The organism is Pseudomonas sp. AC193 (assembly GCF_979258075.1).
On sequence record NZ_OZ409832.1, the window covers coordinates 2,288,625 to 2,302,565 of the forward strand.

At 58.2% G+C, this 13,941-nt stretch carries 9 protein-coding genes and 1 pseudogene; 3 read left to right on the forward strand and 7 right to left on the reverse strand.

Features of this window, described 5'->3' with window-relative positions; genetic code table 11:
- Positions 1–17 precede the first annotated feature (17 nt).
- The 3 genes from treS to ACZZ0D_RS10500 all read right to left on the reverse strand — a co-directional run bounded on the left by treS (position 18) and on the right by ACZZ0D_RS10500 (position 3,679).
- The gene (gene treS / locus ACZZ0D_RS10490) at positions 18–2,084 is read right to left on the reverse strand and encodes a maltose alpha-D-glucosyltransferase (RefSeq protein WP_463554793.1); all 2,067 of its coding nucleotides are present in this window, start codon (positions 2,082–2,084) and stop codon (positions 18–20) included.
- A 143-nt stretch (positions 2,085–2,227) separates the two neighbouring features.
- Positions 2,228–3,343: an aromatic ring-hydroxylating dioxygenase subunit alpha gene (locus ACZZ0D_RS10495; RefSeq protein WP_463553159.1), complete on the reverse strand. Its 1,116-nt coding sequence runs from the start codon at positions 3,341–3,343 to the stop codon at positions 2,228–2,230.
- 87 nt (positions 3,344–3,430) lie between these two features.
- Positions 3,431–3,679 carry a CsbD family protein gene (locus tag ACZZ0D_RS10500; protein WP_053120194.1) on the reverse strand — a complete coding sequence of 83 codons (249 nt, stop codon included), beginning with the start codon at positions 3,677–3,679 and terminating at the stop codon, positions 3,431–3,433.
- A 243-nt stretch (positions 3,680–3,922) separates the two neighbouring features.
- On the opposite strand from ACZZ0D_RS10500, the gene ACZZ0D_RS10505 reads away from it, so the two are divergent.
- Both ACZZ0D_RS10505 and ACZZ0D_RS10510 read left to right on the forward strand, forming a co-directional pair.
- On the forward strand, positions 3,923–5,461 hold the full coding sequence (locus ACZZ0D_RS10505) for a cryptochrome/photolyase family protein (RefSeq protein ID WP_463553160.1): 1,539 nt from the start codon (positions 3,923–3,925) through the stop codon (positions 5,459–5,461).
- Positions 5,458–5,586: a DUF2256 domain-containing protein gene (locus tag ACZZ0D_RS10510; protein WP_159811761.1), complete on the forward strand. Its 129-nt coding sequence runs from the start codon at positions 5,458–5,460 to the stop codon at positions 5,584–5,586. The genes ACZZ0D_RS10505 and ACZZ0D_RS10510 overlap by 4 nt, the downstream gene beginning before the upstream one ends.
- On the opposite strand, the gene ACZZ0D_RS10515 is transcribed toward ACZZ0D_RS10510, so the two are convergent.
- Positions 5,553–6,179, reverse strand: coding sequence for a dTMP kinase (locus ACZZ0D_RS10515; protein WP_463553161.1), 627 nt, complete (start codon positions 6,177–6,179; stop codon positions 5,553–5,555). The genes ACZZ0D_RS10510 and ACZZ0D_RS10515 overlap by 34 nt on opposite strands.
- 191 nt (positions 6,180–6,370) lie before the next feature.
- Here ACZZ0D_RS10515 and ACZZ0D_RS10520 point away from each other — a divergent pair, with 191 nt between their 5' ends.
- On the forward strand, positions 6,371–7,504 hold the full coding sequence (locus tag ACZZ0D_RS10520; protein WP_463553162.1) for an aminotransferase class V-fold PLP-dependent enzyme: 1,134 nt from the start codon (positions 6,371–6,373) through the stop codon (positions 7,502–7,504).
- A gap of 64 nt (positions 7,505–7,568) precedes the next feature.
- Here the strand turns inward: ACZZ0D_RS10520 and ACZZ0D_RS10525 are convergent.
- From ACZZ0D_RS10525 to ACZZ0D_RS10535, 3 genes and pseudogenes are all read right to left on the reverse strand, one after another.
- Positions 7,569–8,079 (reverse strand): annotated as a pseudogene (locus ACZZ0D_RS10525) (DJ-1/PfpI family protein).
- A 230-nt stretch (positions 8,080–8,309) separates the two neighbouring features.
- Entirely contained in the window at positions 8,310–9,302 is a 993-nt protein-coding gene (locus tag ACZZ0D_RS10530; RefSeq protein ID WP_401239407.1) for a DUF1254 domain-containing protein, read from the reverse strand.
- Positions 9,303–9,528: 226 nt separating this feature from the next.
- Positions 9,529–13,902 (reverse strand): response regulator, encoded by a 4,374-nt coding sequence (locus tag ACZZ0D_RS10535; RefSeq protein ID WP_463553163.1) that lies wholly within the window; start codon positions 13,900–13,902, stop codon positions 9,529–9,531.
- Positions 13,903–13,941: the final 39 nt, after the last annotated feature.

Below are 13,941 nucleotides of genomic sequence, written 5' to 3' on the forward strand. Positions count from 1 at the left end.
CCGCTAGCGGCAAAGTCCTAGATCATCGGCGAACTACTAACGACCCGCAGCGCCAGGCCTTCATAGGCATCGAGAACAATGGTGAATTCACCCTCCGGCGTAAGGTCACCTTCGACCCGCTCGTTGATGATGTCGACCACCGGCCCCGGCGCAATGTTGGGCAGGTGCAGGGTTTCAGTAATCGGTGTCGCGCCGAAGTTCAGGGCGGTGATCTGCGTGCCTTTGCCCGCAGGCAGTTCGTGAACCATGATCAGCAACCCCGGGTGTTCAACGTCCGGAACCAGAATCTGCCGACTGGCGGCAATATCGTAGGCACGGCGCGCCGAGAGAATTCGCTGCAGTTGCGAGGCAAACGAATCCGGATCCTGCATTTGCGCAGGCAGGCTGCCGTACAAGGATTTCGAACGGGGCATGAGGCCCGCTGACAGCGACGCCTCCGGGTTCAGATCCACCAGATCGTAGGCACCACGATGAATCCAGCGGGTATCGCCATCGCCCATCAGATGCTCGACCTGCTCTGCCGGCAAAGGCAGTGCACCGACAAGATCCCACCCCGACAACGCGAACACCCCGGGTTGCATCGCGTTGTACATCACCAGCAGCAAATGGATTTGTTTGATCTGCTGAATATCCGCAGCGGTGATTGCATCGAGGTCGCGAATGCCGAGGGCGGCGGTGATGATACTGGCGGTGGTGCAGGACACGCCGTTGGTCACGAACTTGAGATTGTAGGGTGCGTGTTCGCCGGTCAGGCGTTCGTACATCTGTTCACGGATGTGTTCGCGCAAGATGTTGCCGGGGAACGTCTGGCCCTGGAACATGTAGGTGTCGTGGGCATGCAACGTCCAGAAATGCACCAGCTCCAGCGTCAGTTCGTCATGGTTCTGCAAGGCATGGATCAGCGAGCCCGGGTCGATGCCGAGCGTGTGCATCTGGCGCAGCATTAGCCGCAGGAACTCGGTATCGCCCATCAACAACGCGTGCTGGTAGGCCGGCCGGGTGATGAAGTCGTAGGAGAGATCGGCGCCGCCGTGGGACATGGCAGCGATGTCGTCAACCGTCAAATTCAATTCCTGAAAGCTGAAGCCGCCGGCCTTGCGAATCGCTCCGCCCAGCAATTGGTTGCCGGTGATCGACAGCGGGTGGCTTTCCGACCAGGCAGTGCCGTCGAGCTTGCGCTCCACACCGAGAAAACCGTTGGCATCGAGACGGAGGATTTTCGCGCCCATGACGTCGATGGCGTGCAGCGCATCGCCGATGATCATCTGCTGCGCGGCAAAAGTCGGATCCAGCCAGTTCAACGATGGCTGGCCTTCCTTGAAATAATGCAAATACACCCAGCGGCGCGGCTTGCCATCGACACCCATGACGATCGACGTCGCGCTCCAGTCGGTTTCCTTGACCCCCGGCTCGAAGAAAATCACCCGTTGCAACTGGCCGACGATGTAATGCTTGTCGCGCAGCGCATCAACCTGCTGCGGGCTGAGGTTTTGCGCGTCACGCCCCTCTGCCACGTCAGGCAGCAACGGCCAGTCCTCCTCGCGGATTTCGACCATGTGATAGAGCCCCGGATAATCTTCATAGGCCATCTCGGCCAGACGAAAATCCGCGCCCTTGCCGGTGTGCGACGGGATCACATCATCGATGACGACGGCGTTATGCGCAGCGGCCATGCGGGTCAGCGCCTGCAGCTGCGCCTCGGTGCCCAATTGCGGGTCGATGTCGAAACTGATGCGGTCGAAATTGCCGTCGATGGTCGGCGTGTGCTCAGTGCCCCGCAGGCCCCCGGACTTTTTCAGCGGCCCGTTATGGATGCCCTGAATGCCGATTTTCGAGAGCAGGTGCCACAAACCTTCATCGCCCAAGGCCTCCAGCACGGTGCCGTTTTCACGGGTAACAATGGAAGCGGGATACGCGGTAAACCAGACCGAGGCCAAAGCCGAAGCGTCCCGAGGGCGGGTATGGGCGTAGGGCTGCTGCCACAAGCGGCCCTGTCCCGAATAGAGTTTGGCCCGCTGCCTTGCGGCATGCAGCATGGATTGTTCGACCAACCACGCCACTTGGTTCTGTTCAGCCGTCGTCATGAAAACCATTGCCTCTCGTTGGAGTGAGCCTGCGATCGGGCCTTGCATCCAGCACAGCGACACCGCCCGATTCATTTATGTATGAGGCCCGGAGGTGGATTTCGTTGCATTGGTCTTGGCGAAGGCGCCTCTACCAGACTGGACTATTCGTGTTTGTCGGTAATGTCCACCAGCGGGATCGGCTCAATCGCCCAGGCGCGGATTTGACGACGCTCGGGACTCGGCACCGCACAAGCCTTACGCCCGGTGAACGTTCGCGCAAGGCGTTCTTCATCAATGCGCCAGCCGCGCTGCTCCAGTGCCTGCACGTCTTTACGAAAGGCGATTTGCAGCGCATCAGATTTCAACGAGACCTCTTGCTGAAAGGAGTCCGGCACGCGCTCCGGGCGTACGTTTTTCAGCACCGCATGATCCTGTTCAAAGATACGAATATTGCTGGCAATGAACCGGCGATCCAGCAGCCGTGAGCGCAGGAATGTTCTGCCCATCATCCACCAGGTTCGCGTGCGGTTGGCGTCAATCGGCACGTGCGCTGAGACGATGTAGATCCGCCAGCCATTGGGTAATTCGAGCTCCAGCGTTGTGCACGGCCCGGACAAATGAAAACCCGGAACGGTGACCACACTGACAAACTCGGTGGAAGATTTGCGTCTCAACAGCCCTTTGCGCGCGGGCCTGCGCATGAGCATTTGTGCGCTGCCGCTCCACGCATCGCTTTCCACATCGAACGCTTCAATCTCGGGATGATCCGGATCGCCGAAGGTTGAACCATGCACAAACGGGGCGTGGGCGAAGTCGAGGCCGTTTTCGATAATCCGATCCCAACTGGCCTGCCAATCGAAATGACCACTGACCACACGAATGGCCGGATCGTCGATCCAGTCGAGCGTTGGTAGAGGCGGACGTTCCGCTTCTGGAAGATCACCTAAAAACGCCCAGATCCAGCCATAGCGTTCCAGCGTTGGGTAGGCGTCGACGCGAGCCTTCGCCGGAATCCGCTGGTCTGGCTGCGCGGGTATGTGCGTGCAGACGCCATCCGCACCAAACCGCCAGCCGTGATACGGACACTGCACGCTGTTGCCAACCTTGCTGCCGGCCGACAGCGAACCGCCGCGATGCACGCACACATCCGAAAGCAGATGCGCGACGCCCGCCTCATCACGGAACGCCACAAACGGTTGCCCGAGCAATTGCACCGGCATCAATCCTTCAGTCAATTGCGACGAGGGCAGAACGACATACCAGAGGTTCGTGAGCATGGGGCGCGGGTGATTCCGTCAATTCGGTTAGCTGAGATCATAAAACGAAAGCGGCTCCGAAGAGCCGCTATGTCTGCCTTTCGTGATTCAACGACGCAGAAAGCGGTTGACCAACAGCAGCACTGCCGCACCGATGGCCAGTGCAGCCACTGGTTTTTCTTTAACAAACGTCGAGACGTTGTCCAACGTGTCGCCGTAGGTTTTGGTCAGTTGGCCCGAGGCCTGACGTGCAGCGCCTTCAGCGTCCAGCCTTGAATCACCGATCAATTTCCCGACTGCGCTCTGCGCCTTGCCAGCAAGTTTTTCTGCAACGCCTTCAACTTGTTCACTTTTCATAATTCATCAAACCTTCGTCTGTAAGTGGAGAGTTCAGAATCGACCTGAGCGTGTGCCGAGAGGCTATCTGCACAGCATTAGGGGAACGGGCGTGGTGATTGGTTCCATCGAGATGAGCTTCAGCAACCGAAAACCACTGTTTGCTGACCTCCTGCTGGACTCGCAAATACCTATACAGAGGACTACCCTTGTATAACTTATTGCCGGCCTGGCGATGACCTCGAACTTAACGGACTCCGATTGATGAATGCGACGCAGCGCTTGTGCCTGGTCTTGGGCGACCAATTGTCTTTCGACCTCGCCTCCCTGCAAGGCCTCGATCAGGATCACGATGCCGTGCTGCTGGTCGAGGTGATGGAGGAAGCCAGCCATGTCCCCCACCATCCACAAAAAATCGTGCTGATCTTCAGTGCCATGCGGCATTTCGCCGAGGCTTTGCGTCAGCGCGGGTTGCGCGTGCACTACGTCACGCTGACGGATCCGGACAACAGCGGATCGGTGCCGAACGAATTACAACGCTGGCACGCACTGCTTAATCCCAGTGAGATTCACCTGACAGAGTGCGGTGACTGGCGCTTGGAGCAATCGATCAAGGATTGCGGCTTGCCAATCCACTGGCATAGCGATGCTCGCTTTCTTTGCACAAGGAGCGAATTTTCCGACTGGGCGCAGGGCAAAAAGCAACTGCGCATGGAGTTCTTTTACCGTGAGATGCGCCGCAAAAGCAGGCTGTTACTCAACGGGGACGGCAGCCCGGTCGGAGGCGCCTGGAACTTCGACGCCGACAATCGCAAAGCCTTGCCCAAAGGCGTTCGGCCCCCTCCTCCCGTGCGCTTCAAACCCGACGCCGTTACCCAAGAGGTGCTTGCGTTGGTGGCCGAACACTTCGCCAGCCACTACGGCGCGCTCGACACGTTCGACTACCCGGTGACACACGCCGACGCACAGGCATTGTGGGAGTACTTTCTCGATTGGGGACTGGCCGCGTTCGGCGACTATCAAGACGCCATGGCCAGCAACGAACCCTTTCTGTTCCATGCGCGGATCAGCGCGGCGCTCAATATTGGTCTGCTGGATCTTCGGCATATTTGCAGCGATGTCGAATCAGCCTATTGGTCGGGCGGCATTCCGCTCAACGCGGCTGAAGGTTTTATTCGGCAGCTGATCGGCTGGCGCGAGTACGTCCATGGCGTCTACTGGCTGAAGATGCCCGACTACGCGCAAGGCAATGTCTTCGGCAACACCCGCGTGCTTCCAGAGTTTTACTGGACTGGCGAAACGCAGATGAACTGCATGCGCCAGGCCATCGGACAGAGCCTTGAACATGCCTACGCGCACCACATCCAAAGGCTGATGGTTACCGGCAATTTCGCCCTGCTCGCGGGCATCGCGCCCAGCCAGATATGCGACTGGTATCTGGCGATCTACATGGACGCCTTCGACTGGGTGGAACTGCCCAATACACTGGGCATGGTCATGCACGCCGATGGCGGTTATCTGGGTTCAAAACCCTATTGCGCGAGTGGCCAGTACATCAAGCGCATGTCTGACTATTGTCGTGGCTGCGCCTACAAAGTCAGCGAAAGCACCACCGACGGCGCCTGCCCTTTCAATTCTTTGTATTGGCACTTCCTCATGCGCCACGGCGACCTACTGCGCGGCAATCAACGCATGAGCATGCTCTATAAAAACCTCGACCGCATGCCTGAAGCCAAGCAGCAGGCGCTATGGCAACGCGGCGAGTTCTTGCTCGCCAAACTGGATCACGGTGAGTCGTTGTGAAAAAGAGCGAGCTGCCAGTCAAAACCTGCGTGACCTGCGGCCTTCCCTTCACTTGGAGAAAGAAATGGGCGCGCTGCTGGGAGCAAGTGCGCTACTGCTCGGAGCGCTGCCGAAGAACCCGATAAATCTCGCCAACCACCTGCGCCACGGCCTCTTCAATCGTGCCTTCATTGCGGCACAACACCCAACCCTGATCCGCCACCGCTCGCGCGAACGCCTCGGTACACGCGACGTGTTCTTCGCGCTTGTGGATCACCGTGCTGCCCAACCCCCGGGAGCGTGCCGCCGCCCTTGCCCAGGAAATATCAGGATCGGTCACGACGCCGACATGCAGATCCGGCACGCGCACGTCTCGCGTCATGTTCATTTGGAGAATCTCTGCGAACGAGACGGTTCGCCGAAACGCCGCGTCTGACGGGTACCAACGGTCGATCAGGACGATGCTGTCCAGCGGTTGCTTGGGCAGCACATGCTGTGAAATCCAGCTGCGGCTATCCGCCAGACGCTGACAAATAGCCCACTCCAGATCCGTGGAGGGGTGTCTCGCGAATTGATTGACGAGGGCCATGGTGCCAGCCCTGTCGGGATCGTTTTTTCTCTCGCACAGGCGGATGACTTTCTTGTTGTCGGCCCTCAGGGCTGCCGTCACGGCTTCCAACAATGTGGTTTTGCCGGTGCCTTTGGGGCCATCGAGAGAAATAAACAGCGCGGGATTCATCGTTCACACGTTGGTGGAGACATTGGTGAGCACTTTAACCGTATTGATGACATTCAATCAGCTCATAGCTGTCCTTTGCCTACACTTCTTTGCCTGACCCGAGGCTGCATTTCAATCTCTGCAATCTTGTCATTTGCCAATACTTGAGGCACGGTCGAACCCACTTACATCTCTGCCAAAGGAATTACGCCATGTCGAAGCTCTATCCCAGTATCGATCCCGAGGGGTTGGTCGAGTACTCCGTGGTCTACACCGACCGCTCGCTGAACCACATGTCGCAGTCCTTTCAAGCGGTGATGAAGAACATTTCCCAGACCCTCAAGCAGGTCTACAACGCCCAAGGCGTTGCGGTGGTACCGGGCAGCGGCACGTTCGGCATGGAAGCGGTGGCGCGGCAGTTTGCGACTGGCCAGCAATGCCTGGTGATACGCAATGGCTGGTTCAGTTATCGCTGGAGCCAGATCCTTGAGATGGGCGACATCCCGGCGGCCACCACGGTGCTGAAAGCTCGCCCCGTCGACGACGGCCACCAGGCTGCCTACGCCCCGCCGCCGCTGGACGAAGTGCTGGCAGCGATCGCCGCGCAGAAGCCGAAGATAGTCTTTGCTCCCCACGTTGAAACGTCCTCCGGGATTATCCTGCCCGACGAGTACCTGCGGGCCGTCGGCGACGCCGTGCATGCGGTGGGTGGTCTGTTCGTGCTGGACTGCATCGCCTCGGGCACGCTTTGGGTTGATATGCACAAATGCGCGGTCGACCTGCTGATCAGCGCCCCACAGAAAGGCTGGAGCGCCTCTCCTTGCTGCGCACTGGTGATGTTCAGCCCTTTGGCCCTTGAGCGCATCGAACACACGCAAAGCAGCAGCTTCGCCTGCGACCTGAAAAAGTGGCTGCAAATCATGCAAGCCTACGAACAGGGCGGCCACGCCTACCACGCGACCATGCCCAGCGATTCCCTCGCACGGTTTAACGACGTGATGAAAGAAACCCAGGCCTACGGTTTCGCCAAGATTCGCGACGAGCAACAGGTGCTGGGTGATCGGGTGCGCGCGATGTTGACCGGCAAGGGCTTCAAAAGCGTCGCCGCTGAAGGCTTTCAGGCCCCAGGTGTGGTGGTGAGTTACACCGACGATGCCGACATCAAAAACGGCAAGAAATTTGCCAACCACGGTCTGCAGATCGCCGCTGGCGTGCCGTTGCAATGCGACGAGCCGGCCGACTTCCAGACCTTCCGCATCGGGTTGTTCGGGCTGGAGAAGCTGCACAATATCGAGCGTACGGTGAGCACGCTTGAGCAGGCGCTGGATGAGGTGATGGTTGATTGAGACTTCATCGGCCTCGCGAAGCCTGCCCACTGCAGTTTCGATGTTTACCCGGCCGAAGTGGTCATCAATGTTCCGCTGCCAACATTGATCTGAACTGAGAAACGATCTCTGAGGACAGTCCGGCGCTTTCGAACACTGCGCAGGTGAAGCTAATGGGAGCAGGGCCGGGAGCCGTTATGATTCGGTCTGCCACCACAGCTACCGGACTGTTTCTATAAAGGGTGCTCGCTTCATAATCCACGGCATTCTGTTGCAAAAAACCGGCACTGTTCGGGGTATGAGGAACGGTGTCGAGAAGGCTAGCCCTCGCTAGTGCCAACGTTCCCCCACAGATACTGGCAATTGTTGCGCCACTTGAGCGACTGGTACGAAGAAAGTCTCGAATGTCCGGAGCGTCTGATCGCTCCCAGGCCATGCCTCCAATGAAGACGACAACGTCGGGCGTCCAGTCCAGACAATGTTGCAAACTGCTATAGACCGTTACAGCCAACCCTCCCTGAGACTTGAACTGTCCCGGAACCGTGGCAAAAAAAACCGACGTCGATCCCGTAATAGGGGGACGCAGTTCCAGCAATAAAAGCGTATTCCTAGTCCGCAAAACCGGGCGTCAGTATCAATCCAATGCGTGCCATTAGTCAGTTTCCTCCATGAATAGTCGTAAAAACGGTGACAACAAACATACATCAGGAGGGGAATTTTGCCGATTTCTATGATTTACGACAGTCTGCAATCGGCCAGAAGCAGACCGTCATCAACCACCGTTTTTGCCCCATGGCAGACCAATGCAATAGCTCCATGTGACTGTTTATTTGATTGGTTGCGGATCAGGAAAATTCCAAGTGTTTGCGAGTATCTCTTGCCTTGGCCGGTAGAGGCGAACCGTGTAGTTCCAGCCCTTCATAATTGGTAAGCAATTTGTTGGATTCGAGTCGCACCCGCCGAATTGAACGGTGATTGAGCCGTCATCCGATTTTTTACCGGTAAGATTATTCAGGGTGTAGGCGTTGGCAGCATTTTTTTCAAAATATCCCTGTGCGTTGTAAACGCTGACAGACCAGAAGCCATCAACAGGCACATCCCTTACGGTAAGGCGGTAGTTCGTTTTTCCGTCGTTGTTAGTAGGGGCGAAGCTCAGATAGGTTGCATCCTTGTCCGGATTGCCCCCCCAGCCCGCAGCGGTGCCCAGCAAATGGTGAACGGGGTCAACTTCCTCTCGTGTGCCGAAAGCTTTCTTGAAATCAGTGATCGTCGATGAGAGAACCAATAGCGCATCACGCACTTTCTTCTGACTGGTTGCCTCCCAGTGAGGAAGCTCCAGAGCACCGGGACTCTTTTGGCTGGCGCTAATCGCGTCCTGCAAAGCGTGGACTTGCTTGATGTCGTCTGGGTTGTTGGGATCTACCAGCGTACGGATAGCGGTGAACACATAACGTGTACCGACATTTTCGCGGGTTAGTGTGTGGGATCCCGCGCCGTAAAAGACATTGGGGGTGTAGTGATCTTGATTGACGACCTGCAACGACATGAAGCGTTTGCCTGGGTCAGGTAGCGTGATGTTCACCGGCCCCGCATCGAGATCGAAGACCCCTGAGGTATAAAGCGTGTCGCGATTGAGGCGAATAACGGTCTGTTTATCAATAGATGCTGGTTCGCGGCGATGATAGAGCTTGCCCAGTCCCCCTTCCTTTGCCATGGATTCAATGTACGTGTCCGACTCAGCCCTCACGAAGTTATCGACTGTGACTGGCGTAACTGCTGTGTCTGTCGCCTTCTCTAAGGCATAAACCGGATCAGTCATGGCGGCGGCACCACTGATGAAGAGGGCCAGCATTGCTATCTGCTTCATACGATTCCTTTCAGTTCGCGAGTAAACACGTTCTATTTAGCAGTTACCTGCACCTCTCGACAACACATAGTCGCGATCTGTCGAATGTCCGCTTATGGCCGTTAACGGACACCCGCGAGCCGCGTCTATCGGTAACAAACGATCAACTGCAGTTAAAACCCACTAACCCAACTCATATTTACTGAAGCAGCTTCAAGGCGCGATCAAAGTCGAACAATTCCACCTGCGCCGCGGCGAGTGTCAGACGTTCTGCCAAGACGCGATCAAGTGGCATATTGCGCAGTGCCGCCAGCACGTCCAAAGCCGTCGTATCCCCCTCCTCCAATAGTCTGATCAGCCTATTCAGTTGCTCGCCGATTGCCGAGTCGTCCGGCAGGTAACCCTCCGTGGAGGCCAGTGAGTCCGCCTTAAGGCCGGTCAGAGCCGCCAAGGTCGGGAGCAAGCAATGCTCGACCTGCATCGCCAGCGTCTTCAGCACCGTAGCGGGCTCGCCATCCTGGCAGGCCTGCTCGAGTAAAGCGCTGGCATGCGCCACGTCCTTGGCGCCGATGTTGCCGGCGGTGCCGCGCAAACTGTGCGCCAGTCGTACGGCGGCGGCAGGATCCGGATCGGTTTGTGCGGCCTGGAATTGCTCGGCAAAGTCTGTCTGCGTGTCGCGAAACTTGCAGAGCAGACGTAAGTAGAGATCCCGCCGCCCCATGCAGGTGGCGAGCCCCGCAGCCAAGTCAATGCCCTCAAGACGATCTGGGAATCCATCGGCGAAACCTGCGTTCAACGATGGTTTCGCCGCTTTAGGTTTGATCCACTTTGCCATTGTGGCGAACATGCTTTCGACATTGAGCGGCTTGGAGATATGGTCGTTCATCCCGCATTCGAGCGCGCGCTCGCGGTCGCCGTCCATTGCGTTGGCGGTCATGGCGATCACTGGCAGCGTGCTGAAGCGCGGTTGCTGGCGAATTTTCCGGGTGGCCGTGTAGCCATCCATCACCGGCATCTGGCAATCCATCAGCACGCCATCGAAGTCGCCATCCTCGGCGAGGATATCCAGGGCCTCCTGGCCGTGCGTAGCGAGTCGCAAGCGGATGCCGACACTTTCCAGCAGCTCGCTGGCCAGTTCTTGATTCAGCTCATTGTCTTCGACCAAAAGCAGCCGGGCGCCGTTGAGACTGGCAACGGTACTGGCATTCTGTTGTGAACGTTCGCCAGCCCGCGTATCGCTGTGGGTGTCTCTGCCCAGCACGACACCGATGGCTTCGAGTAACGATGACGGCGTGACAGGTTTGGTCAGTACCACCGGTAACTGGATGCCCTGGCGCTCGGCTTCTTCGCGGGCTTCTTCGCGGCCAAAAGCGGTAATCATGATCACCGATGGTGTGCGCATCAGACTCGCAGAATGCATTCTGCTCACGGCTTCCATGCCATCCATGCCCGGCATCCGCCAGTCCATCAAGACCAGATCGTAAGGCAGCCCCTTATGCTCGGCGTCGGCCAACATGCGCAGCGCCGTGCTACCGCTCTGCGCGACATCCACTTCCAGGCCAAAGCTGCGCGCCATGCCCGAGAGAATTTCACGGGCGCTCGCATTGTCGTCCACGACCAGTACCCGCATACCGAGCAGTTCCCCGGCCTTGAACATACGACGCGGTTGCAGGCCTTGCTGCACGCCGAGTTGCACCTGGAAATGGAACGTGGAGCCGACTCCCGGTTGGCTTTCAACCCAGATTCGGCCGGCCATCAGTTCCACCAGCTTCTTCGAGATAGACAACCCCAGCCCGGTGCCCCCGTACTTACGGGTGATCGAACTGTCAGCCTGACTGAACGACTGGAACAAGCGTGAACACTGCTCGACGGTCATGCCGATGCCCGTGTCGCGCACCCAGAAGTGCAGCTGCACGTGTTCGTTATGAGAAGCCATTTCTTCAACGCCGACCACGATGTCACCGTGTTCGGTGAACTTGGCCGCGTTGTTGCCCAGATTGATCAGCACCTGCCCCAGTCGCAGGGGATCGCCAAGCAGAGCTGTGGGCAGGTCAGGCGGGATCTGAAACAACAATTCCAGACCCTTGTCCTCGGTCTTCAGGCCGATCATGGCAGCGAAGCTGTCGAGTACATCTTCCAGACGGAACGGAATCTGTTCGAGACTCATCCTGCCGGCTTCGATCTTTGAGAAGTCGAGAATGTCGTTGATGATGCCCAGCAGGTTCTCCGCCGAGCGATGGACTTTTTCAATGTAATTGCGCTGGCGATTGTCCAGCGAAGTACGCAGCGCCAGATGGCTCATCCCGATGATGGCGTTCATCGGCGTGCGGATCTCATGACTCATGTTGGCAAGGAACTCACTCTTCGCTTGAGTGGCTTCTTCGGCCGCTGCTCGAGCCTCCGCCAGAGCCGTCACGTCGATGTTGATCCCGGTTGCGCGCAATGGCTTGCCGTCCGGTGTGCGTGAAAAACGGTTGAGCGAGCGGAACGTGCGCACCCGACCATCATTTTTGCGCACGATGCGAAAATCGAATTCGGCCCGATCATCGCCACTCTGAACGGCACTTTCGAAGGTGCTGCTGACCCGCGCGACATCGTCGGGATGCACCAGCGCCTGCCAGTGCGCCAGCGTGCCACCGAAGCCACCAGGCTCCAGACCAAACAGGGTTTCGAGTTGGGGAGTCCAATAGTTTGTGCCGCTGACCAGATCGACGTCGAACAGACCGATGTCACCCGACTCCTGTGCCAGGTTCAGGCGATCGCTGGCAGTGCGCAACCTGGCTTCCATCGCCCTGCGCTCACTGACATCGCGCACCGAGGCGCACACGCAGACGCCACGCCCCTCCAGACGGGGCAAGTGGGAAAGGCCGATTTCCACGGAGAACAGGCTGCCGTCCTTGCGCACGCCGCTCAGATCGTCCAGATCGCCGCCCATCTGCCGGGTTCCGCCGCTGGCAATGAAGCCATCGCGTAACTTGACGTGCCGCTCGCGGGCAGCCTGCGGTACCAGACGCTCAATGCTCGCGCCAATCAGCTCGCCGGGGGCATAGCCAAACAAAGTGTCCATTTGCGGGTTGGTCATCAGGATGCGGCCATCGGCGCCCAGCACCAGCATGCCGTCCGGTGCAGCCTCGATGATGCCGCGATACCAGGCCTCGGTGGCGCGCAGTGCGGCCTGCTGGGCCTCCAGCTCGCTGGCCTGATGTTCCAGTTGCAAGGCTTGCGCGCCCATTTCGTCTGCCTGACGGCGAGTTTCCAGGAGCAGCGCCTGGGCTGCCTCACTGCGCTCCATAATGGCCATGGCACCGGCCAGTCTGGGCAGGACTTCTTGCAGCAGCAGCGCTTCGTTCTCTTCCAGTTGGCGAAAACCGGCCATTTCCATAACCCCGAGCAGGCGTTCGCCACGCAACACGGGCTGAACCAACAGGACGCTGGCGGGGGCAGCGCCCAACGGCGTGCGCACATGCCAAAACGGTTCCGGTAGATGCTCAAGCTGACGAGGTTGGCGATCCAGTGCGCACTGGCCAAGCAACCCTTCCCCGAGATCGAGTTCTGTGGGTAGCGGGTGAGCACTGTCCACCGCATAACCGCCCACCAGGCGCAGGCGTGCCGCGCCTTCATAGAGAACGTAAAGCGCTCCCTGGCACATGCCCAACTGCGGCGCGATGTGGCTGAAAAAAGCCTGGGCCAACTGCTGCGGCGTCTCCGCCTGTTGCAGGCCCACTTGCAGAAGTGAGGTGTGGTTTTTCACCCAACGCTGGCGCTCAAGCTGACAAGCTTCCAGCTGCAGCGTGGCGATAGCACGCGCCAGGTCTCCGGTTTCGTTGCGAAGATCGGTGTGCGGGATCTGGCCATCCAGCTTGCCGGACGCCAATTCGTCCACCGCCACGCGGACGCGATTCAATGGCACGCGAATCGAATAACTGACCAGCCAGGTCAACAGCAAGGCCAGCGCCGAACCACCCAGCAGCAAGATGTAGGTGATCGCAGTACTGCGCTCTGCGTATTCCGCCAGGTTCTTCGCCGTATCGTGGATGTCGGTTTCCTTGTTTTTCTCGATCTGCGAGAGCAGCCCGTCACCGCCCTGCTCCAGCGCAAGAAAATCCTTACTGTTGAGCAACATCAAGGCCTGTCCCAAGGAGCCCTTGCCGGCCAGTTCCAGTGCCTCATCGCCATTTTTTTGCAGACGCTGTAATAACACTTCAAATTCCACCAGGCTGCTGATGCTGCTCTGTCGGCGCAGTGTCGGACGAACCTGCTCGAGCGCTTCATGCAGTCGCTGTTGGGCGACATCCATCTGGGCTCTGGCGCTGATACGGATGTCCGCGTTGTTGGTAGCGATTGCACGTTGCATGGCGAGCAACAGATGCGGCAACTGCACCCGAACTTCCTGCACATGCTCGATACCCACCAAATCCTGCTGGTACAACTGCTGCATTTCATTTTTGAGCGAATACTGAGTGCGCAGGCTTTGCACACCCAATATCAGGATCAATATCAGCAGCGCAGCGAAGCCGATGATCAATTTACTGCGCAGAGACAGGCGCTCGAGCATCTCGAACAGTCTGTTCATAAACGGCCTCTTTCAACGGAATGTGCAAACGGATGCGTG

Excerpts from the sequence above, each read along its gene's own strand:
- treS (WP_463554793.1), bottom strand. The coding sequence starts at position 2,084 with ATGACGACGGCTGAACAGAACCAAGTGGCGTGGTTGGTCGAACAATCC.
- ACZZ0D_RS10495 (WP_463553159.1), bottom strand. The coding sequence starts at position 3,343 with ATGCTCACGAACCTCTGGTATGTCGTTCTGCCCTCGTCGCAATTGACT.
- ACZZ0D_RS10500 (WP_053120194.1), bottom strand. The coding sequence starts at position 3,679 with ATGAAAAGTGAACAAGTTGAAGGCGTTGCAGAAAAACTTGCTGGCAAG.
- ACZZ0D_RS10505 (WP_463553160.1), top strand. The coding sequence starts at position 3,923 with ATGAATGCGACGCAGCGCTTGTGCCTGGTCTTGGGCGACCAATTGTCT.
- ACZZ0D_RS10515 (WP_463553161.1), bottom strand. The coding sequence starts at position 6,179 with ATGAATCCCGCGCTGTTTATTTCTCTCGATGGCCCCAAAGGCACCGGC.
- ACZZ0D_RS10520 (WP_463553162.1), top strand. The coding sequence starts at position 6,371 with ATGTCGAAGCTCTATCCCAGTATCGATCCCGAGGGGTTGGTCGAGTAC.
- ACZZ0D_RS10530 (WP_401239407.1), bottom strand. The coding sequence starts at position 9,302 with ATGACTGATCCGGTTTATGCCTTAGAGAAGGCGACAGACACAGCAGTT.
- ACZZ0D_RS10535 (WP_463553163.1), bottom strand. The coding sequence starts at position 13,902 with ATGAACAGACTGTTCGAGATGCTCGAGCGCCTGTCTCTGCGCAGTAAA.